This window comes from Mucilaginibacter sp. P5_A4 (assembly GCF_056400605.1).
In genome coordinates, this window is record NZ_JBFUKX010000039.1 from 23,738 (window position 1) to 46,661 (window position 22,924).

The 22,924-nt window shown below is 41.5% G+C and carries 16 protein-coding genes; 8 read left to right on the forward strand and 8 right to left on the reverse strand.

The window, feature by feature from the left end; translation table 11 throughout:
- The 4 genes from AC1DQW_RS20120 to AC1DQW_RS20135 all read right to left on the reverse strand — a co-directional run bounded on the left by AC1DQW_RS20120 (position 1) and on the right by AC1DQW_RS20135 (position 5,086).
- Positions 1-1,662: an FAD-dependent oxidoreductase gene (locus AC1DQW_RS20120; RefSeq protein WP_477455708.1), complete on the reverse strand. Its 1,662-nt coding sequence runs from the start codon at positions 1,660-1,662 to the stop codon at positions 1-3.
- A 49-nt stretch (positions 1,663-1,711) separates the two neighbouring features.
- Entirely contained in the window at positions 1,712-3,112 is a 1,401-nt protein-coding gene (locus AC1DQW_RS20125) for an ATP-binding protein (RefSeq protein WP_477455709.1), read from the reverse strand.
- Positions 3,113-3,263: 151 nt separating this feature from the next.
- Complete coding sequence (locus AC1DQW_RS20130; protein WP_477455710.1) at positions 3,264-4,016, reverse strand: LytR/AlgR family response regulator transcription factor; 753 nt, start codon at positions 4,014-4,016, stop codon at positions 3,264-3,266.
- Positions 4,013-5,086 carry a sensor histidine kinase gene (locus AC1DQW_RS20135; RefSeq protein ID WP_477455711.1) on the reverse strand — a complete coding sequence of 358 codons (1,074 nt, stop codon included), beginning with the start codon at positions 5,084-5,086 and terminating at the stop codon, positions 4,013-4,015. The genes AC1DQW_RS20130 and AC1DQW_RS20135 overlap by 4 nt, the downstream gene beginning before the upstream one ends.
- A 343-nt stretch (positions 5,087-5,429) precedes the next feature.
- Between AC1DQW_RS20135 and AC1DQW_RS20140 the strand changes: the two genes are divergently transcribed.
- Positions 5,430-8,282 carry a TonB-dependent receptor gene (locus AC1DQW_RS20140; protein ID WP_477455712.1) on the forward strand — a complete coding sequence of 951 codons (2,853 nt, stop codon included), beginning with the start codon at positions 5,430-5,432 and terminating at the stop codon, positions 8,280-8,282.
- Positions 8,283-8,444: 162 nt separating this feature from the next.
- Here AC1DQW_RS20140 and AC1DQW_RS20145 read toward each other — a convergent pair whose 3' ends face one another.
- Positions 8,445-9,686: a hypothetical protein gene (locus AC1DQW_RS20145; RefSeq protein WP_477455713.1), complete on the reverse strand. Its 1,242-nt coding sequence runs from the start codon at positions 9,684-9,686 to the stop codon at positions 8,445-8,447.
- A gap of 160 nt (positions 9,687-9,846) precedes the next feature.
- On the opposite strand from AC1DQW_RS20145, the gene AC1DQW_RS20150 reads away from it, so the two are divergent.
- Positions 9,847-10,719, forward strand: a complete 873-nt coding sequence (locus tag AC1DQW_RS20150; RefSeq protein ID WP_477455714.1) for an AraC family transcriptional regulator — start codon at positions 9,847-9,849, stop codon at positions 10,717-10,719.
- Positions 10,720-11,620: 901 nt separating this feature from the next.
- Complete coding sequence (locus tag AC1DQW_RS20155; protein WP_477408034.1) at positions 11,621-12,982, forward strand: pyridoxal-phosphate dependent enzyme; 1,362 nt, start codon at positions 11,621-11,623, stop codon at positions 12,980-12,982.
- Positions 12,983-13,273: 291 nt separating this feature from the next.
- Here AC1DQW_RS20155 and AC1DQW_RS20160 read toward each other — a convergent pair whose 3' ends face one another.
- From AC1DQW_RS20160 to AC1DQW_RS20170, 3 genes are all read right to left on the reverse strand, one after another.
- Positions 13,274-14,839 (reverse strand): ArnT family glycosyltransferase, encoded by a 1,566-nt coding sequence (locus AC1DQW_RS20160; protein ID WP_477455715.1) that lies wholly within the window; start codon positions 14,837-14,839, stop codon positions 13,274-13,276.
- Positions 14,840-14,990: 151 nt separating this feature from the next.
- A complete protein-coding gene (gene murA, locus AC1DQW_RS20165; protein WP_477455716.1) occupies positions 14,991-16,298 on the reverse strand; it encodes a UDP-N-acetylglucosamine 1-carboxyvinyltransferase in 1,308 nt (435 codons plus the stop codon).
- Positions 16,299-16,703: 405 nt separating this feature from the next.
- Complete coding sequence (locus AC1DQW_RS20170; RefSeq protein WP_477404905.1) at positions 16,704-17,435, reverse strand: DUF4290 domain-containing protein; 732 nt, start codon at positions 17,433-17,435, stop codon at positions 16,704-16,706.
- A gap of 289 nt (positions 17,436-17,724) precedes the next feature.
- Between AC1DQW_RS20170 and AC1DQW_RS20175 the strand changes: the two genes are divergently transcribed.
- The 5 genes from AC1DQW_RS20175 (at position 17,725) to AC1DQW_RS20195 (ending at position 22,796) form a co-directional block, all read left to right on the forward strand.
- Positions 17,725-18,870 (forward strand): mandelate racemase/muconate lactonizing enzyme family protein, encoded by a 1,146-nt coding sequence (locus AC1DQW_RS20175; RefSeq protein ID WP_477455717.1) that lies wholly within the window; start codon positions 17,725-17,727, stop codon positions 18,868-18,870.
- Between the two features lie 13 nt (positions 18,871-18,883).
- On the forward strand, positions 18,884-19,354 hold the full coding sequence (locus tag AC1DQW_RS20180) for an N-acetyltransferase family protein (protein WP_477455718.1): 471 nt from the start codon (positions 18,884-18,886) through the stop codon (positions 19,352-19,354).
- Positions 19,355-20,507: 1,153 nt separating this feature from the next.
- Complete coding sequence (locus tag AC1DQW_RS20185) at positions 20,508-21,698, forward strand: carboxypeptidase-like regulatory domain-containing protein (protein ID WP_477455719.1); 1,191 nt, start codon at positions 20,508-20,510, stop codon at positions 21,696-21,698.
- A gap of 214 nt (positions 21,699-21,912) precedes the next feature.
- Positions 21,913-22,587 carry a cytochrome c biogenesis protein CcsA gene (ccsA, locus tag AC1DQW_RS20190; RefSeq protein WP_477455720.1) on the forward strand — a complete coding sequence of 225 codons (675 nt, stop codon included), beginning with the start codon at positions 21,913-21,915 and terminating at the stop codon, positions 22,585-22,587.
- Positions 22,587-22,796, forward strand: coding sequence for a CcmD family protein (locus AC1DQW_RS20195; protein ID WP_477455721.1), 210 nt, complete (start codon positions 22,587-22,589; stop codon positions 22,794-22,796). Before ccsA ends, AC1DQW_RS20195 begins: the two co-directional genes overlap by 1 nt.
- Positions 22,797-22,924 lie beyond the last annotated feature (128 nt).

Below are 22,924 nucleotides of genomic sequence, written 5' to 3' on the forward strand. Positions count from 1 at the left end.
TTAAACTTCTGCTAAATATTTGTGTACAAAGCTTATTGCCATTGAGCCTTCGCCCACGGCAGATGCCACTCGGTTCATAGCCCCTGCACGTACATCGCCTGCTGCAAATATGCCCGAGCAGCTGGTTTCCAATAAAAACGGATCGCGTTTAAGCTTCCAGATCTTGTTAAAGTGTTCATAGGTGCGCAGGTCACGGCCGGTTTCAATAAAATCTTTATTGTTTTTTATAATGTCGAGTTTTATCCAGTCGGTATAAGGTTTGGCGCCTATAAATATGTACAAGGCAGCGGCTTTATTGGTAACCGTTTCCTGCGTTTTACAGTTTTTTAAAGTAAGTTTTTCAAGACAGTTACCTCCATGAGCTTCAGTAATTTCGGTATCGGGTACAACCTCAATATTTGGCGTTTCGCTTATCTGTGTTATCAGGTAGGCCGACATGGTTGATACCAGGTCTTCGCGCCGGATAACGATATGCACCTTATCGGCATACTTCGACAAGTGCATAGCCGCCTGCCCGGCAGAGTTTCCGCCACCTATTACATATACATCTTTACCTGTACAGGCCGAAGCTTCGGTAGTTGCCGCCCCATAGTAAATGCCGGCCCCGGTAAAGTTTTCAACTCCTTTAACATCAAGTCTTCGGTAATCAACGCCGGTGGTAATAACCACGGTACGGCTGATGATCTCGGGACCGTCATCCAGGATAATGGTTTTATAGCCATCCTTCTGTTTGATGTCGCTAACAGATTGCGGCGACAAAAATTCGGCGCCCAAACGCATGGCCTGGCTAATGGCACGGCGGGTAAGATCGGCCCCGCTCAGGCCTGCCGGGAATCCTAAATAGTTTTCAATCCGCGAGCTGGTTCCTGCCTGTCCGCCGGGTGCTTTGCGTTCTATCAGTAAGGTTTTTAATCCTTCGGATGCGCCATACACGGCGGCTGCAAGCCCTGCCGGGCCTGCACCAATAATTACCACATCGTAAACATCGGTAAGGGTTTGCGGATTTTTGTCAAGTTTTGCCGCTATCCCTTGTATAGATGGTTTTTGCAAAAAGCTGCCATCTTCAAAAAAAACAGTAGGGAGGCAATCTGTTGTAAGGCTGTTAAGGGCTAATAAACTACCGGCATCAACGTTTCTTTCAATATCCAGCCAACGGTAGGGTATCAGGTTACCGGCCAAATAATCCTTAATTACATGCGATTGCGGCGAAAATTGATAACCAATTACTTTTATACCCACAAATTCGGGGATATAGTTGTTTTGCCAGTCTTCCAGCAGATCGTTTATAACCGGGTAAAGTTTTTCTTCGGGCGGATCCCATGGTTTCATGAGGTAATAATCAAGCTGCACATCATTAATAGCTTTAATGGCGGCTTCCGTATCTGAATAAGCGGTGAGCAGTACACGCTTTGCATCAGGAAATATTTTTTTTGCTTTCTCTAAAAACTTAACGCCTTCCATTTCGGGCATGCGCTGGTCGCAAAGGAACAGCGCTACCACATCCGAACCATTTTTTAATTCGGTAAGGCTTTCAAGGGCTTCATTTGCAGATGTTGTGCTTAGTATTTTGTACTCTTTACCGTAATGCGATCTCATATCGCGGCTGATTGACCGGAGTACCTGCGGGTCATCATCAATTGAAAATATAATAGGTCGGCTCATAGGGAATGCTACAGGTAAATTTTTAATGCTTTATTCTAAAAAACGTTTACTACCCATCAATCAGGAAGCAAACACTAAACTGGGTATGCCCGGGCTTCGATTTTACTTTGATCGATCCGCGGTGCTGTTTTACTATCCGTTGTACCACCTCAAGGCCCATCCCGGTACCTTTGCCCATCTCTTTAGTGGTAAAAAACGGATCAAATACCTGGCCCTGGATCTCTTCGGGAATGCCCGGGCCATCGTCAATTATAAAAACCTCCACAAATTCACGGTCACGGCGGGTTTTTATAGTCAGTGTACCTTTGCCTGCTGGTTCCATGGCATCAAGTGCATTATCTATCAGGTTTGTCCATACCTGGTTAAGTTCGCCTATCAGCGCCTTAACTTCGGGCAAAGTTCGGTCAAAATCTTCAACAACGGCTATATTTCCTTTTCTTATTTTGTACCCCAGCATAGTAAGCGTGTTGGTAATACCAATGTGGATATCGGCATACTGCTTATCCTGCCCGCGGTCCATATGGGTAAAGGTTTTAACAGAAGTTACCAGTTCGGCTATCCGTTTTGATGATTCCTGGATATCCTCTATCATTTTTTCGGCTATCAGCTTGCTGCTTATCCAGTTAATTAAGGTCGATAAAAATTCTTTTGGTGCATACTTTTTAAAAGTCTCCAGGTTATCGGCTTTAAATTTAAAATCAACAAAACTTTCAGCAATATCATAACTGTTTTCAATCTCGTTCTCATCAAGCCATTCACTTATTTCATCTTCCAGCTGGGTGCGTTGTTTAAGGCTTAAACGGGAATGGTCTTTGTTTGATAATACCTTAAATAATTCATTTGCGATCCCGTCAATCTGGTCAGCATCCATTTTTACGGTGAATATGCTTTTAAGATTTTGAGGCACAAGGCGGAGGTGCTTGCTTAAAGATATAGAATCGCGCACGATGGCCGATGCCGGGTTATTAAGCTCATGTGCCAATCCGGCAGACAGCTTACCCAATGCCATCATTTTTTCGTTTTGCTGCTGCAGGGCAGTAAAATCGCGCACGCGGGTGGTCATGATATGTACCAGCGCCTGGGTAAGCTCAAAATGATTTTTTATCATTTCGTTTATGCGTTCGGTTGGAAAGCTAAGTACATGCAGCTCGCCTATGGCCTCCGCATAACCTTTAGCTATCATTCCACGGGAAAACGGGAGATACCCCGTAATACTACCCGGCCCCACATTTACAAAATCCCGGACTCCCCGGTTTTGCAGCATATAAAAACGCAAACTGCCCTCCACAATTATATGAGGGCCCGTCATGGGTTTCCCCGGCTCATTCAATAATGTGCCATTTTCAAATACCTGGTTTTCACTAACATCTATCAGCCATTGCAGCTGATCATCCGGAACATTTATTAAAGCCTCAAGCGATTTAAGCCAGGACACGGTTACCTTTTGCATAAAATAAAATTAGGGATTATTATTTAATAGTAGAATGGAAGGGGAAAAAATTGCAAAGCGATGTTGTCTGAATCAGAATTTTCACGAATTATAATGAATAAACAGAATTGATAATTGATATTCTGAAAAATGTCAGATTCAGACAGAGACTTTACACCCACTTACTCAAAAACACCCCAAAGGCTTCTTTATACTGATCGCCAACTGTGATGTTCACCTTGCCAATTTGGAGGGCATTGCGGGTGATGGAATTGATTTTATCAAGCGAAACGATGAACGAGCGGTGTACCCGCATAAAACGTTTTGCAGGCAGTTTTTCTTCCAGCGCTTTTAAGCTGGTGAGCGAAAGCAAGGGCTTCTCGATACCCTGCAGGTATACTTTTACATAATCTTTTAAGCCCTCAATGTACAATATATCTTTTAGCGCTATGCGCACCAGTTGATACTCAATCTTTAAAAACAAGTAATCGTCTTCAATGCGGTGTTCATCTGCAGCTACGGATACAGGTGCGGCAGTAGTTGAGCGCTGCAGCAATTCGGCATAGCTTAGCGCTTTGTTTGCCGCATGCAAAAACTCTTCATAGTTAAAAGGTTTAAGCAGGTAGTCCAAAGCGTCAACTTTGTATCCCTCCAGTGCAAACTGGTTGTAGGCGGTGGTAAAAATAATGCGTGGTTTATTGGCGCCGCGGCTATCCAGTACCCGTGCCAGTTCAATACCGTTTAAATTGGGCATTTGGATATCCAGGAATATCAGGTCCACCTTTTGATCCTGCAAACCTACCAGTGCTTCAACCGCGCTGCTGTACCGGCCTGTTAGTTTTAAAAATGGCGTTTGTTCAATAAAGCTGCAAACCAGGCCAAGGGCCAGTGGTTCATCATCAACGGCTATACAATTTAATATCATGACAGGTTGAGCGTTAGGTGAACTTTATACGTATTGGCAACAGGATCTTCCTTAATATCTAAAGTATATTTGCCGGCATAAAGCAAATCAAGCCGGCGCAGGGTATTGGTTAAACCAATGCCTTTATTTTCTTCAAGATTAACGTTTTGGTCTTTATAAATGCTGTTTTCTACACATAATTCAAGCATTTCGGCATGCTGCTCAACGCTTATGAGGATGCTGCTGGGTTCGGTGGCGCTTATGCCATGTTTAAAAGCATTCTCTACAAAAGGTAAAAATATCATAGGAGCTACGCTCATATCATTCACTTTGGCCGGCGAATTAAATGTTACGGTCACCTTGTCGGTAAGCCGTAATTCCATCAGACTGATGTAATCCTTTATAAAGGCTATTTCCTGGCTAAGTAAAGCGGTACCATGCTGTGTATCATACAACACATAGCGCATCATGCGCGAAAGCTGGTGGATAGCCTTCCGCGATGTATCGGCATTTACATGTGTAAGGGCATAAATATTATTGAGTGTATTGAAAAAGAAATGTGGGTTGATCTGCGCTTTAAGGAACGATAGTTCGGAGCTTATCTTATCCTGCTCCAAAGCCTCGCGCAGCCTGATATCTGCCTGCCATTTTTGTATGGCGGTAATGCTGGTGCTGATGCCCAACACCAGGGCCATGATGAATACGATTACAAAATCAAAAATATGGTTTTTCCCTCCCGGTTTTGGCGGCCTTATGTGTTTGTGCGTAGCTGCATCCATTAATTGGTGCATATTTAGTGCGCCGTCAAAAAGATTGTTTAAAAAATATACCGCTACTATCAGGCCAATTATAATCAGAAAGTACATTCCGGTACGGTTTTTCAATAGATATAATGGCACAAGTATAATAGAATTGATATAAAAGGCCGCTACCAGCACAATGATAACCAAGCCCTGTTTTATCCAGAATTGGTAGGGTAACACAATATTCCAGGTAAGGGGCTGGTATAAAAGCAGTGCAAAAATGAGTACAGCCCACGTTAGTACGTGGATTAGAATAGTGATAGTAGTGCTTTTTGATTTGAGACTCATTTTTGGTTATAATCAGGAGTCAAGATACGAGAATCAAGACTATTTGTGTTTATTATTTTTCGACAGAAAATCTTGACCTGAGATTTTCAATTGCGGTTTAATAATCTTCCAATATTACTAAACCATATCGTTATCAGTTAACCATAATCGCCTAACGGGCAGAACTTGCCGACAAATGGTGAAAATTGACCGTTAAATAGGCTCTCTGCAACTACGATGGGCATATGCATAGGTTTATAGGTAAAAAGCATGCCTTCGTCTACGTTTGCTGCATCCCTGTCTATTCTGTTTTTTATAGTAATGCCTATGCTATTGTTTTGTGGCTGTTAATGAAGCCGCAACTATGAAATTTAAACCTACATACTTAATAATACTGGCTATGATGTTTAGCCTTAGCACCTACGCCCAAAACGGCAGGCAAATAAAAGGTTTTGTAAAAGATTCAACAGGAGTAACTTTACCGGGCACCACCGTTAAACTTTTAACCGGAGCCGATAGCAGTACTGTAATGACTGATAATAATGGCGAGTTTACATTTAACGATGTAAAAGTTAACCAGTTTAGCCTGCTTTTAAACTCCATAGGTTACCAGCCATTAAAGCGCCGGTTTATTTTGGATAAAGCCGCCACACCTGTTTTACTTAATTCCATCGTATTAAAAAATGATACCTATATGCTCAACACCGTTAACATTACCGATGTAAACCCGGTAAAGCTAAAGGAGGATACGATTGAGTTTAATGCCAACGCTTATAAAGTGCGCGATAATGCCCCGGTAGAGGATGTAATTAAAAAACTGCCAGGGGTTGATGTAGATAAAGACGGTAATGTTACCGCCCAGGGTAAAAGCGTAACCAAAGTAAGGGTAAACGGCAAGGACTTTTTTGGAGGCGATGTAAAATCGGCAACAAAAAATTTACCTGCCGATATTGTACAAAATATACAGATAATTGATGATTACGGCGACCAGGCCAACCTTACCGGTGTAAAAAGCGGTGAGCCCGAAAAGGTTTTGAACATTACCATTAAAGAAAGTAAAAACTACGGTTATTTTGGGCAGGCCAGTTTAGGTGGGGGCAGGGATGCCATCCCCGGCATATCAAACAGCCAGGAAGGCAGCCGCTATTTAGCCTCTGCAAATGTTTTTAGTTTTAGCGGCGACAGGCAGCTGGCTTTTTTAGGCAACTTAAATAATACCAATACTAATCTGTTTACTTTTAACGGCGGAGGGCCAAGGGGTGGTGGTCCGGGTGGCCGCCCGGGTAATAACAGCAGCAGCGCCAATGGCATAACAACCGCACGCTCCTTCGGGCTTAATTACCGCGATAGCTGGGGAAAAAAAATTACCGCCTACGGTAGCTATAGCTTTGCCAATAACTCCATATTTACCATAAGCAATACCATTCAAAACAATATATCGGCAACAAACCCAAGTACCAATACCAATAACAATACCCAAACCGACGAAAAACTTAACCATCGCTTTAACTTCAATATTGAGTATAAGCCGGATACGGTTAACTACATAAAAATTACACCATCGTTTGCTTATGCAAAAGTGAATACTACACAAATAGGTAATAGTTTGCTTGTAAATAATTCCGAGACGGTATCAAATTATAACTTTAATACCCTGAGCAACCAAAGCGAACCAAATTATGGGGCCAACATTTTATTTAACCACCGTTTTAGCAAGCGTGGCCGTAATTTGAGTATCAATGTTGGGGCAGGTTCATACAGCATCAATAAATACCAAAACCCGGTATATACATATATTGAAGGAGCTGCAAACGCGCCTTTAAACCAATTCATCAATACCGACAGCCGTACAGATAGTGTGGGCACAAGCGTATCGTTTTTAGAACCGGTAAGTAAAAAGGGTTACCTGGAACTTACTTATGCCTACCACTATGCCTACACCACTGCCGATAAGCTGACAGATACGCTTAGCGCCGATGGTGTAACCAGGAATCAATACGATTTGCTGAGTAATAATTATACCTCTACTTTTATTACCAACAGGTTTGGCTTAAACTATCGTTTTATCGATAAAAAATATAACTATACCCTGGGTGTGGTTGCCCAGCCAACCATATTACGCGGTCGATCATTAATGAGCGCGGCAAGTGAGCCAACCGATAGCCATACATTTAATTTTGCGCCTAATGCCAGGTTTATTTACAACTTTTCGCGCAACCAGTCATTAAGCTTAAACTATAACGGGGCCAGTAACCAGCCAACTTATACCGAACTGCAGCCCGTTACCGATTTTAGTAATGCATCATACCCGGTTGAGGGTAATCCCGATTTGAAGCCCGAGTTTAACAATAACCTGTCTGTCAGGTACAATAAGTTTAATTTCGAGACCGGAAATGTGTTTTTCAGTAATTTATCATTTACCACTACCGATAATAAAATAGTAGCCAACAGCATTACATATCCCAAAAACTATGCCCCCAACAGTAAACTTGCCGGAAGTATTTTAACCCGGTATTTAAATGCAGACGGATATTATTCGGCGCAGGGATTTTATGTTTTTGCCAAGCCATGGGAAAAGCGTAAATATAATTTATTCTTTATAGGCAACGTTGCCTACAATAATAACATCTCTTATATAAGTAATGTTGATTCGGCAAGTTATTTAATGACCACAGAAAAAAATATAGCCAAAAACCTGGTGCTTTCCCAGGGAGTAAAGTTTCGGGTAAGTATTGAAAATGTTATTGATGCCGAAGCCAGTACAACGTATAGCGTAAATAAGTCAAATAACTCGCTTACCCAGGCTAATATCAACAGCAACTTCAGTTCGTTAACCTTAGGCATTAATGGTAAAAACTATGTTTGGAAAGACTGGACACTTAGTTACGATTATTCAAAAGTATTATACTACGGCTATACCGGGGCAACCAACCCTAATATACTGAATACATACGTTGAGCGCCGTTTTTTAAAAGGGAATATGGGTACTATCCGCTTATCGGCAATGGATGTATTTAACCAAAATACCGGTTATACCAGCACCCAAAGCGGCAGTTATGTAACACAAACCAGCAGTAACAGGCTGGGCAGGTATTACCTGCTAAGCTTTACACTTAAGCTGCAGAAATTCGCAGGCAAAAAGCCAAATATGGGTGGTCCGGGCAGTGGCCCTCCTCCGGGTGGCGGCCCGGGCCCTGGCGGTCCTCCTCCGTTTTAATATAATGTGGACTTGTAAATGATATTTAAAACCTTGCCATCCCTGAGAAAGATGGAAAGAAAAGATCAAAAATGAGGTTGATCTTGATTTAGTTGATGTTATTGATTTAAGGCAATAACCGAGCGTTCCGGGGTTGAGATACCGGAACGCTTTTATTTTACTTTAAAACTCGTAGTTAATGCCCGCTTTAATGCTGTTTGCATTTATAGTATAATTCTTGCTATTGGTAATAGCTGCAGGGGTGGAATAAGAAACATATATATCCACTTTTTTACTTAAAGTTACACCCAGCTTAATAGGGAAACTGAATAGTCCCGAACTAAGGGAAAGATAGTTGTACGTAGTTGTTTGAAGGTGACTGTTGTAGATAGAATTGCCCGTAGTTTTTACGAATGTATAAGATATACCCGCATCAATAAATAATTTAAAATCATCAGTATTATAAATGTTGTATATCACCTGCGGATTAACAATAACTAAAAACTCCTTTACATTAAAATCAGATTTTGGTATCTCTGGCTGGTTAAAGTAAAGATCTACGGAGTTCTTATACGCTGCTCCGGTAATCATTATTTCGCCCCTGACAAAAAGTTTACCAACACTGGGGTTGGGATATAAATTTACACCTGCTACCAAAGCCGGATAAATGGATGTTGTGTTTTTAGCATTATAAAATTTAGCGTCGGCATTGGTTGTAAACAATGTATAATTAGCAGCTATCCCGGCAAAAAACTTCCACGCCGGCTTGCCACCATAGGTTTTCTTGTCAACAGTTATATTGTTAATTTTTTGGGAAATGCTTTTCAGGTCGGGGAAACTATAAGTAGCGTTTTCTATCTCAGTTTTTAATTTCTCCGATGTCGGGTTATATTTAATGGCCAGGTCATATAGTTGTGGTATATAAATATTTTCGCTCCGGGTTTGTACGCCACGATCCGGTAAATAGTAAATTCTGTAAACCAGTTCCTTAACCTGGCCGGTTCTGTTGTCGGCGATAAAAAACCTGGTTTTTTTTGAATCGATATAGGAATATAAGGTTACGTTAGGCCCATTTTGCTCCACTCTTAAAAATACAACACCCTGCTTTTTAGTTGAATCAACTCCGGTTTGCAATTTTGAAATATTGGTTTCATCCATGCTGATCTCGCCGGAATATCGCTGATAAATGGATGAATTAAGTAGTTCAAAATAGCTGATATCGTCTGCCGTGTAAGTTTTAACTCCGGTAGTGCCTTTAAATTCTACACTTTTTGGGTTGCCAAACCATTCTTTCTGGTTTATCTGACCACGAATAGTATCGCCGTTAATAGTAACAACATACGCGGGTTTGTAATTGCTTTGTGCAAAAGTAAAAAGTGGCAGCAGCAGTGCTGATAGCAGCAATAATTTGAAGGAATATTTCATTTTGAGAGATAAGGTTTAATTGAGGAACAATATATAAAAATTATATAATCTAATTCTAAAATTACATCAACCCCTTTGTTAACAGTATAAAATTGTAAGTTAATCAGCTTTTTTTACAAATATTGATTATATTTACCTTGTCAATTGTAAATTAAGCTGAATGAAACCGCTGTTGTTAAAAGTTTCTTCGGGTCCTGCACATTCTTTTAGTGTTAGGTACGATGTATTGCCCGATATCAATAATCGCTGGCATTGCCATCCCGAACTGGAGCTTATTTATTTTAAAAAGGGCAGTGGCACCCAGTTTATAGGCGATAGCATTAAACAGTTTAAAGCCCGTGATATGGTTTTGGTAGGGCCAAACTTACCACACTACTGGCGCTTTGACGATACGTATTTTGGCCAGGATGAAACTGCCGGGGTTGAAGTTTTTGTAATACATTTTTGCGAAAACTTTTGGGGCGACCAGTTTTTACAATTACCAGAAAATAAGCTGATAAAAATACTGCTCGAAAAATCAAAGCGTGGCTTACAAATATTGGGCGGTACTAAGGAGCAGGTAACAAACCAAATGGCAGCAATGCTAAATACAGATGGCGCCGAACGCATTATTATGCTGCTAAAAGCGTTAAATGTTATTGCCAGCAGCGTTCCCTCACACTACCTGGCATCCATTGGTTTTAAATATGATCATGATGATTCTGAAAACGACCGCCTGAATAATATTTATGAATATTCGATGCAGAATTTCAGGAAAAAGATCTACCTGGATGAGATAGCCGAAATTGCCGGCGTGAGCTCCAACTCTTTTTGCCGGTATTTTAAATCAAAAACCCGCAAAACCTTTTCGCAATTCATTATCGAAATAAAAGTTGGCCATGCCTGTAAACTGCTGATAGAAAATAAACTCAACATTAAACAGTTATGTTACGATAGCGGGTTTAATAACTTTTCAACCTTCCACAAGCATTTTAAACTGGTAACCGGCAAAAGCCCGCTGATGTACCAGAAGGAATTTACCAAAAATCCGTAAGAAGTAAAGAAAAAAACGCTTCGTTGGGAGTATCAACCAAGGTAATCCTGGAAAAAATGCGTATGATGTGTTTACTTACGCGCGTGGTTAGCCTGTTATTCTGAGCCTATCGAACGGGTGCGCGCAGAGGCCTTCACCAACTATGCTTCGACAGGCTTAGCATGGCAGCCCTTTTAACAATCATTCTACCTCACACGATGGGAAGTGCATTTAAATGCATATCGAAAATCAGTTTCCTCAAACGCGTCATTATAAGGAAAACCCGGAGACTCTGTAGGAAAAAATGGCAAAATCGGCGAAAGACTTATTTTAACCCGATATTATATTGGGGCCTCATTGGGGGATAGCTTTTTTAAAGCTTCGTAAGTCTGCAGCTTGTTATGGAGCAGGGGAACGACTAAGCGTTTATGAACTATCCAGAATAGACTTGCAAAATTCGCGATTGCACTTGACTTGTATGCCATGGGCGCAGTTGGTAGATTTCCGCAGATCATTATCATTCCCAAAGCTCCGTGCAAATACCATTACTAATCCAATCCAATCAACAGGGTATCTGTTCAGCGAATGACCAACAATCGCCTTCTTCGTTCCTTCTCTGCCATAAAACACCGGGAAATACATCATTTCAACTGCTTTTTCGGCTGGGTGTTAAGGGTTTTTGAGCAAAAGCAGTGCTTAAGCAAAAGGTTAACAACAATAAAAGGGTGGATACGTTTTTATAATATGATAACATGTTATAGGTTGACTTAAGAGCACAGCTCCTGGTTTAAATATAATGTTTGTGCCTGTACTTTTATAAGATGCACATCTATTTACTTTTCCATAAAGAAATATCGCTTTATAAAAACTATTTTTGAGCTGTAATCCCGCTTAGTACACCGGGTTAGTAGATTTTAAATTTATGTGGTATAATAACATATTAGAAACCATTGGCAATACGCCGCTGGTGAAATTAAATAAGGTAACTAAAGACATACCTGCAACAGTTTTGGCCAAGATTGAAACAACCAATCCCGGCAACTCCATAAAAGACCGTATGGCCCTTAAAATGATTGAGGATGCCGAAAAAAGCGGAAAGCTTAAACCTGGCGGAACCATTATTGAAGGTACATCGGGCAATACCGGTATGGGCCTGGCTATTGCGGCTGTGATAAAAGGCTACAAATGTATCTTTACCAGTACCGATAAACAATCAAAAGAAAAGTTTGATGCGTTGCGTGCCTTTGGCGCCGAGGTAATTGTTTGCCCAACCAATGTAGAGCCGGAAGATCCACGCTCTTATTACTCGGTTTCATCGCGTTTGGAACGCGAGGTGCCAAATTCATGGAAGCCTAACCAGTACGATAACCTGAGCAACTCCGAGGCGCATTATGAGCAAACCGGCCCCGAAATATGGGAGCAAACCGAAGGCAAGATCACGCACCTGGTAGTAGGGGTGGGCACCGGCGGTACCATATCTGGTACGGCACGATATTTAAAAGAGAAAAATCCAAACATCCAGGTTTTGGGGATTGATACCTATGGTTCGGTATTTAAAAAATACAAAGAGACGGGCATTATGGATAAGAACGAGATCTACCCTTACATTACCGAGGGTATTGGTGAAGATTTTTTGCCCGAGAATGTTGATTTTAGCCTGATTGACCACTTTGAAAAAGTGACCGATAAGGATGCTGCCCTCATGACCCGCGAGATAGCCCGCAAGGAAGGTATTTTTGCAGGTAACTCTACAGGCTCGGCTGTGGCTGGTACCATCCAGATGAAAGACAGGTTTAAAGAAGGCGATGTGGTGGTGATCATCTTCCCGGACCATGGTACACGTTACCTTGGCAAAATGTATAACGACGATTGGTTGCGTGACCGCGGTTTCCTGAAAGATGAAAAACTGACTGCCCTCGATATTATCAATAAAAAAGAGGTACAGGAGATTATTACCATTGATTGCGAAAAATCGGTACTGGAAGCTATAAATACCATCAAATCACTCAACATCTCGCAGATCCCGGTTACCCAAAAGGGTATGGTGATAGGTAAGATCACCGAGAGTGATATCCTTGCGTCGCTGATTGAAAACCCATCCATCAAATCTCAGCCGATCAAAAATATTACCACAGCGCCATTCCCCTTTGTTGACCTGAATACATCGATCGATAAGATTTCGACCATGATAAACAAGGATAACATCGCCGTACTTGTGGAGAGCGAAGACGGTAAAATTGAGATTATTACGCAGTACGATATTATAAACGCGATATCAGCTTAGGTTTTTTGGTTAAAGGTTAAAGGCGAAAGGTAAAAGGTGTTGTGCGGAAGTATGACACTTTTTACCTTTAAATATTACACAGGTTTTTGCTACTAATTTAAGTTGTTACTGTTCCACTTAAACAAAAAATCAAAAACTACTACGACAAAGCTTGTCGTAGACAAAACATAAAATATATTGCGCAAGCAATTGATAGTTAGTTATTTGTGGCGATATTTCTTAGGTTCGCTGATTTTTTGTGCACGCAGTCACCTGTTCGGGCGGAACACCTCTGCTTTCATCTAATAACAACTACTCCAGTCTTTTTACGGCCAACTCTTTCCGGTACCTTTCTTGCAATCCAGATTTAGGATCTGTAATAAGGTAAATGCCAGTCCCTTTTTCCACTGCGTAGGGGGCCTCAATTTCATCGAGTTTTTTATAGCTGCCTATCATGCCCCCGGCTACAAATTCGCTGATGTTTTCGCCGCTGCTGTCGTCCACATAAATCATGTATTTACAATTAAGGGAGTCGGGTGCCCACAGCGTAAAACTGCTGTTTAACGATACCACATCGGGGTAATTATATTGCTTGCGATAATGGTGCAATGCACCCGCCTCGCCGTAATTATCGGCATAAATAAGGGTTTGTTTTTGCTGTTCGGGTGTAAGGCTATGGTAGGCATCGTTCACTTTTTTGGCCATCTCATCCCAGCCGAACATGTCGGCATAATCCTGTGTGGTAGCGTGTACTTTTTGATCTTCCCAGGTTACGGCAAATTTTAATGCCGGTATGTTTTTGCTGGTGAACCTAAAAAATGCCAATGTTTGTTGTAGCGGCAAAACAGGTAATACCAACGGGAATAAGATCATGTTGGGTATGGTAAAAAGGGCTATAGTTAATGTACGAAGAACATAACCGCTTGTTTTTAACCAGCGTTCGAAACCAAAGCCACCGGCCGCAAAAAGCATTGGGTAGGCCCCAAACAGGTAATAATTTTTGCCATCCATCTGTAACAGAAAAATGAAGATGAGCGCATAAGCAATAGCCAGGAACTGGAAGTTACGCAGCCTGAACGAGAAGATTAAAAATGCTAAACCGGTGAGCCAAACAAATAACGCAATGCCATGAACAGTAAGTTGTTGCTTAATGAACTCGCCGGGGGTAATGTAATCCAGTTGCTCTTTACGCAGTGTATTCATGTGGGTGATCACCGGGAAATGGTGAGTCACCTGCCAGATAAAATTGGGTAAAAATATCAGTATTGCCATGGCCATCGCTCCCAATATGTGCCGGTTAAACAGTAGTTTACGCTGTTTGCTGATAAGTATCCCAACAATAAGGGCTATGGTAAAAAATAGCATGGTATACTTGGTAAGCATCCCCAGGCCAACGGTTGCGCCCAGCCAGTACAGGTATCTTACATCGGTTGTGTTGAGGTATTTAATGAACAGCCAAACTGTTAAAACCCACCAAAACTGATCAAATACAACAGGCTGAAAAAGATAGTCGCTGGCTGCAAATGCAGGCGAAAATATCATGGCTAAACAGGCCAAAGTAATGGCAAACCTGCGCCCTCCAAACTCAACTACGATAAGTCCGGTGAACCAGATAATTAAACCACCAAAAATAGTAGGGAAGAGCCTGGCTGCAAAAACCGAATCACCAAACAACGTAATAGACAGCCTGGCCAGCAGGGCTATCAATGGTGGTACCTCCTTATAACCCCAATCCAGGTGATCGGCAAGCACCAAGTGCAAAAACTCATCCCGGTGAAAACCGAAATGACTTATGGCAAACAGGTTTAAAATAACCTTAATAAATACAAAAATCAATATGAAATAAACGTATGTCGACTTCCGGTTTTTGTAGGTCATTGGTTATAATGTGGTTTAACAGAAGCTAAAGGTAATGATTTTGGTTAAAGACCAAAGTTTTTAAGAAGAGGTGAAAAGAAAGGTTAAAGGCGAAGGTTTTTTCGCTGCCAATGGCAACCTTTCGCCTTTAACCTTTTACCTCAAATTCAGCTCAAATTCGTGTTATATCTGCGCCCAAAGCTTTCAAACGCGTATCAATATGCTGATAACCACGTTCAATTTGTTCAATATTGTAGATGGTTGATTTGCCCTGTGCCGATAGGGCAGCTATTAACAAGGATACCCCGGCGCGGATATCGGGCGAGGTCATGGAGATACCGCGAAGCTGTACCTGTTTGTCGAGCCCGATAACAGTTGCACGGTGCGGGTCGCAAAGGATGATCTGGGCGCCCATATCCAGCAGTTTATCCACAAAGAACAAACGGCTCTCGAACATTTTTTGGTGGATGAGTACCGAGCCCTTAGCTTGTATGGCTACTACCAGAACGATGCTCAGCAGGTCGGGGGTGAACCCAGGCCATGGGGCATCGGCAATGGTCATGATAGAACCATCAATAAAGGTCTCTATTTCGTAATGATCCTGTGCTGGGATATAAATATCATCGCCACGTAGTTCAAGCTTGATTCCCAGTCGTTTAAATACGTCGGGGATCATGCCCAGCTCTTTATAATGAACATCTTTTATTGTGATCTCAGACCCTGTCATGGCAGCCAGGCCGATGAATGATCCTATCTCGATCATATCGGGCAGTAAGCGATGATCGGTACCGCCCAGTTTGCTAACACCCTCAATGGTTAACAGGTTTGAGCCTATACCGCTAATTTTCGCTCCCATGCGGTTAAGCATTTTGCACAGCTGTTGCAGGTAGGGTTCGCAGGCAGCATTGTAAATAGTAGTTATGCCTTTTGATAGCACAGCGGTCATCACAATGTTGGCCGTACCGGTTACCGAAGCTTCGTCTAACAGGATGTAAGTTCCCTGCAGATTGGATGCATCTACATTAAAAAAGCCATCCTCGGGGTTATAATCGAACCGGGCTCCCAGCTTCTCGAATCCTAAAAAGTGGGTATCCAGCCTCCTGCGGCCTATTTTATCGCCGCCGGGCTTAGGGATAGATGCCTTGCCGAACCGGGCCAGCAGCGGGCCAACGATCATGATAGACCCACGCAGACCGCCACCTTTGGATTTAAAGGCTTCTGACTGGAAAAAGTCCTGGTCGATATCTTTGGCTATAAAGGTACAGGTATCTGGAGCTGTTTTCTCGGTGAGAACCCCCATATCGCCCAGTAGCTCAATGAGTTTATTAACATCCTTAATATCGGGTATATTGCTGATGGTTACTTTCTCTTCGGTAAGTAATACCGCCGAAATTACCTGTAATGCTTCGTTTTTTGCTCCCTGTGGAGTAATCTCGCCCTTTAGCGGTTTCCCGCCGTTTATCACAAATGCGTTAGTCATAGGTGGTTATAATTGATAGATCAATAATTCAATGCCGTTAATACTCAATTTTTAAATGAGCGTTGATTCCCGGCAAAGATTATAAAATTTCCTGACTGTTCACCAGTCCATTAGTTTACTTATTGATTGGTGTTGCTGGTTGAAGTTGTAAGATTGGATAATTACCGCCGAAAACTTTTTAAAATGCCGGTTTTGAGTAGAAATCACTTCTTAAATGCTTATAAAGCAATAAAAAAAGTATAATTATTGTAGAAAAAAGTACAATTAATTTAGAAAAATCAAGAATTATTTTTGTTTAAAAAGTGCTGAAAAAGCCTGTAAAAAAAACCCGGTTTTTCGTCGTGAAAAACCGGGCTTTTTTATATTTTGATTTTATCTGATCAATTAAATAAAGATTCCTGAACCTTAATATTTCTTCGCTCCCGGGTTACGGTTACGATTGTTTTGGTTATTACGCGGACCGCTGTTCTGGTTGCTATTGCTACGCCCGCGATTATTTTGGTTGCTTTGGTTGTTGGTACGCCCGCGGTTGTTTTGGTTGTTGTTTTGAGGATGGTTGTTGGGGCGAAACTCAACACGGTTAAGGTTGATATTCTCTTCCAGTTTTAAAGTACCGCCTGATAAGGCATACAAATCGGCAAGAATGCTTTCGTCGCTTACAGAATCCTTATTCCATTGAACGTAGGCCATTTTCATGAAGTTGGCTACGGCCTGCACCATGTGGCGTTTGCGCTCGGGCTCTTCAATGCTTTTTGCTTTTTCAATCATCAGCTCAATGGTTTTGCCATAGTGCTTATATTTAATACGCTGGTGCGGGTACCTTAAAGGCTGTGGCTTAAGGTGGATAGCCTCGGGTGTTGGTTTTGGGTAGGGCGCATCTACATCTATCTGGTAATCAGATATAATATGCAGGTGATCCCAAAGTTTGTGCTTAAAATCGGCCACATCGCGCAGGTGAGGGTTTAAAAAACCCATCAGGTCTATCACAACCTGGGCGTAGCGGTTGCGTTCTTCTTTAGTGGGCAGCGCTACAATATATTTTACCATATTTTGTACGTTGCGGCCATATTCCGACAGGATAAGTTTATTCCTGGTTGAGTTATAATCAAATGTTGCAGGCGTGTTTTCTTGTGCCATGTAATTGCTGTATTAAGAAAGTTTTAAATTAGCCATGCGTCTTTTCCCTGCATAATTGAGGGCCCAGGAGGCTAAAATTGAATTGTAACTGTATTGTAGTAACGCAAATATAACGTAATAGTATTAAAGTGCAAATAAAATTTATGGCTTCACCCAATCCTCTCTAACTGAGGAGGGCTTTAAAAGAAAGTTTAATAAGGAGATTGCATATTCAGTTTAATCCGCCTTGTTTGTTAAGTCCTCATTGTTGGAGAGGATTATTCGCAATGTATTTTATATTATTGTACTCATGAAGCTGCGCCATTTAGGTGAGGCTATTTATGCCATGCAAAACAAAACAACCATCACCYATATAGATATCTACCGTTTCAGTATTCCTATGGAGCCGTTCACTATTGCAACCGGCACAATGGATCATGCGCAAAATGTGTTTATCCGGGTACATACCGGTGCCGGTTTTTACGGCGTTGGCGAATGCTCGGCTTTCCCGATGATAGTGGGCGAAACGCAGGATACCTGCCTGGTAATGGCCCGCGAATTCGCAAAGCTATGGATAGGGCAGGATGCACTGGATATTCCTGCGCGCCTGCAGCAACTGCACAGTTTTACCGCTGGTAATACCACCATTAAAAGCGCTTTTGATATGGCTTTATTTGATATAGCCGCCAAAAATGCAGGTTTACCCTTGTACCGGTTATTAGGTGGAGAGCGGCGGGTAATTGAATCAGATATAACCATAGGTATTGCCGGACCGGCGGCCATGGCTTTGAAGGCTTTGGATTTTAAGGCGTCGGGGGCGAATATCCTGAAGGTAAAACTTGGTAAAAATGCAGTAGAGGATGTGGAGCGCATCAGGCAGATCCGTGAGGCAGTTGGTCCCGGGATGACGATCCGCATTGATGCCAACCAGGGCTGGAGTTTTGGCGATGCTGTTTTTGCCCTGCAGGCATTAGGGCAATATGATATTGAATTTTGCGAACAGCCTATGCGTACCTGGTACGACGATTTGCTGCCCGAACTGATGCAGTTATCGCCGGTGAAAATTATGGCTGATGAAAGTGTATACAATCATCATGATGCCCGCAGGCAGATCGATAGCTTAAGTTGCCATTTCATCAATATCAAAATGTCAAAATCGGGTGGTTTGTTTGAGGCTAAGCAAATTCATGACGAAGCGGCCTCAAAGGGGATTGCATGCATGATGGGAGGGATGCTGGAAAGCCGTATTGCTTTGAGTGCCAAGCTGCATTTTGTATATGCAAGTCCTAATATCCGGTTTTATGATATGGATACCTGTATGCTGGGCCATCTGCAGGATCCCTGCATTGGTGGCGTTACCTATGATGGGTATAAGCTAAACATTGACGATACTCCCGGTATAGGTGCTGATGCTGATAATGAATTTTTGAAAAGCTGCGAACATTTTCGCATTTAATATAATACTGCTTATGCTGATACGACAAGCCACATTAAACGATATACCCACGCTGCTGCAATTTGAACAGGGTGTGATAACCGCCGAACGCCCCTTTGACAGCACCCTTGTTGAGGGAGCAATTAAATACTACGACCTGGAGATGTTTATTAACTCTCCTGATGTTGAACTTTTAGTGGCCGAGCTGGATGGCGAATTGGTTGGCAGCGGCTATGCCAGGATCAAAAAAAGTGAGAAACCTTATTTTAATTATTCGGATTATGCCTACCTGGGTTTTATGTATGTATCGCCACAGCACAGGGGTAAGGGCATTAATCAAGTGATTATTGGGGAACTAAAGCAATGGGCGCGTAAACAGGGATTAACCGAATTGAGGTTACAGGTGTATAGTGATAACGGGGCTGCCGTAAAAGCTTATGAAAAAACCGGCTTTCAGAAGCATATGGTAGAGATGCGGGTAAGGTTGGATACTACTTCACAATAAATCTAACCTATGCACCAATCTTTATTCTCAAAGAAAGAAGATGTGTGCACAAGTTAGCCTACAGCCGAACTTTAAAGCCCCTGCAATTGAAACCTTCCCTCCGCAGAACATTTGCGGAGCTAAAGCAAAAAGCCCGCGAAATTTATTAACGAACTTTTTGCGACGAGTTATTCCTTATAGAAGAGGTTTCCTCTTCCATTTATTAATAACTTTCGGACTCTGGCCCTTTTTAGTTGTTTTAGGGTCGTGCATTTCTTTAGTAGCTTCAGTTTTAGTTTTTTCTGTGGTTTCCATAATAGCAGGTTTTAAAGTGTTATCTCTTATACGTTACTTGAGGGTTAATTTGTTTTTAATTAGTAGGATATAATTGTCATTTTAGTGTCATGAAGCAATAAAAGGTATTATTATGCGTTGCACCCCTGCAAAATTCGTCGCCGACACAATTTAGACTAATGTTTTATGCCATCACTCAACACATTTACTGCAATCGATTTCAGGTTATTGCTAAATCGATGCAATTAACTTTTTGAAATAATATATTATATCGGCTGCTTAAATTTAATTAAAAATATTCTATTTGCAGTTTTTTTAATTAATTTTTTTTCAAATAATTTAATGTTAAAGGCTGAAAAGAGTATATATGTCAAGCTGACGGGGAATTGGATAGTTATAATAAAATACGGTAAAAGAAGAAAAATAAGTGTATTTTAATTATAAAAATCTATTAATAAATAAGTAACGATTATTCAAAGGCCGAAATAAGAATTTTAATATATGCATATAAATAATCCTGAAAGCTTACCATGAAGAATACGGTAAATTCTTTTTTTAGGTAAGGCAGGTAGCTTTTTAATTTTTTTTTATTTTAACTCAAACAAAAATGATTTATTTCGAAAGTCCACATCCCCGGTAGGTAACATGCATGGTGGTGATATGTTCTGCGGCGGGGTATCATGTGTACACATCTTTATTAATTAATAAAAAGGAAAAATGTCAGTTCGATTCGCGGTAGGAAGATCGCGAAAGAGAAACTATCTCTTGAGCGCAGCGAAAAATCTTATATCAACAAATAAATACTTCGGCAATTCATGTTGCGTTCATAAAAAATGTGTTTTTTAGTAGCTTGAAAATTAAATTTCAGTATTTTTAATTGATGCGGCCAATCCGGATAGTCTTTATAGTCTTTATTTTATTAAGCCCGTTTTTGGGTTTGGCGCAAAATGCAACTATTACCGGCAGGGTGGTGCATGGCGAAAGTAAAGCACCGGTGGCAAATGCCAGCGTGTTTTTGAGCAATGCCACTTACGGCACTTCCAGCGCCGAGGATGGCACGTTTACGCTCTCTGGTGTTAAACCGGGGCAGTACGAACTGGTGGTTACCGTGGTTGGTTATGAAGATTATTCGCAAACCATACAGGTAGGGCATGAGCCCATGAAGCTTGATATTTCGCTCACCCAAAAGGTATTGATGCTGCGCGAAGTAGTGATAAGCAGCAATGCCGACTGGAAGAAAAACTATGAGCAGTTTAAACGGGAATTTATAGGTACTACCGAGAACTCGAAACTGTGTAAGGTGCTTAACCCCCACATTTTAAACCTGATATACCATCGCAATAAGCAGCAGTTGGAGGCCGAGGGAGACGAGTTTTTGGTGGTAGAGAACCGCGCATTGGGCTATCGTACTAAATTTTTGCTGAAGAACTTCGTGAGTGATGGCATTGAACACACCATTCAGTACGCAGGTAAAGCCCTTTTTGAAGAGTTGCCCGGATCGGCCGAACAAAAGCGTCTGTGGAAGTTAAAGCGCGAGGCGGCTTATTACGGTTCGGCACAGCATTTTTACCGGTCGTTATATAAGGACAGGTTAAAGGAAGAAGGATTTGAGGCGCATGATTTTACCCGGGCCCTTAACAGGGAACGCCCCCCAGAGGCGCTCATCCAGCAAAAAATAAAAAGATTCAGGGAGCTGAACCGCGATTCGCTCATGTACTGGTACAAACTAAGCAACTACACCAAGTGGAACGATGAGAACGTGGTAAAAATCCCCTATCAATCTATCGAGATCCTGCGCAAAACACCGCAGGCCGGTATTTATGCCATTACGTTCCCGCATTTTTTATACGTAGTATATACCAAAAAGCACGAGCTTACCGAGTTTAAGGACGTGTACCGCCCGCTGGATATGGAAAACTTTGAAACCAGCATCGTTACCCTGTACACCAGCTACGCGCTGTTTGATATGAATGGTATCGTGATATCAAACCCAAGCCCGCTGTATGAAGGCACATGGTCAAAAGCCAAACTGGCCGACCTGCTGCCGGTTGACTATGAGCCGGGGGATTAATTAGTCATTGGTCATTACGCTGCGCTTGTCATTGGTCATTGGGCCTTTCTGGCTGGAAAATAGTTATAGCTAATTAAAACAAAGCGTTCGATTGTCAATTTCCACTAATGACTAATGACTAATGACTAATGACTAATGACTAATGACTAATGACTAATGACTAATGACTAATGACTAATGACCAAAATTAATTACCTTTGCCCATCTAAATAATATGAAGTTTATTTATCAAACATGGTGGAAGGTATCAGCCGTAATTGTGGTTATTTATACCCTCATTGCAGGCTTATTACTTGGGGTACCAACAATGCCTATCCTGCACGAAACTATCCGGAATACTTATTTTCATGTGCCTATGTGGATGGCCATGTTCTCGGTGTTTACCATATCGGTTTATTACAGTATTAAATACCTGCAAACGGGTAAAGAAGAGTACGATCTGATAGCTGTAGAAAGCGCCAATACCGGCCTGTTCTTTTTTGCCATAGGCTTGCTTACCGGTATGCTTTGGGCCAAATACACCTGGGGCGATTTTTGGAGCAACGATCCTAAACAAAACAGCGCAGCCATAGCTTTCCTGTTATATTGTGCCTACACGGTATTACGTAATTCTATTGATGAAGAGCAAAAACGGGCTAAGATCTCGGCTATCTATAACATCTTCGCTTTCCCTATCATGATTGTTTTGATTATGGTACTGCCGCGAATGACAGATTCTTTACACCCTGGTAATGGCGGTAACCCAGCCTTTGGTAAACTGGATATGGACAACCGCATGCGCGTTGTATTATATCCGGCCTTTATTGCCTGGAGTTTTATAGGGATATGGATAGCATCTATACGTTACCGGATCCGTTTAATTGAATATAAAAAGAACCAAATAAATTAATGAAGAAGTTAACACTATTGTTAATGCTGGTATTTAGTTTTGTAAGTGTATTTGCTCAACAAAACCAACCGGTTGAAATGGCCGATGTTTTACGCAGTTCGGGGAAAATATACGTCGTTGTGGCTACAATTGTAATAGTTTTTATTGGATTGGCGATTTACTTGTTCTCGATCGATAGAAGATTAAAAAAAATCGAAAAAGACAATTAGTCTAAAAAATTTGTCTATTGGGTTTAAACATGGTTTTTGTAATACTTTTTAAGGTGTATCTGACACACTAACTATAATATATTTGCAATATTGATAAAAATTGTACCAAATTTGCTCACTTTTTTAAG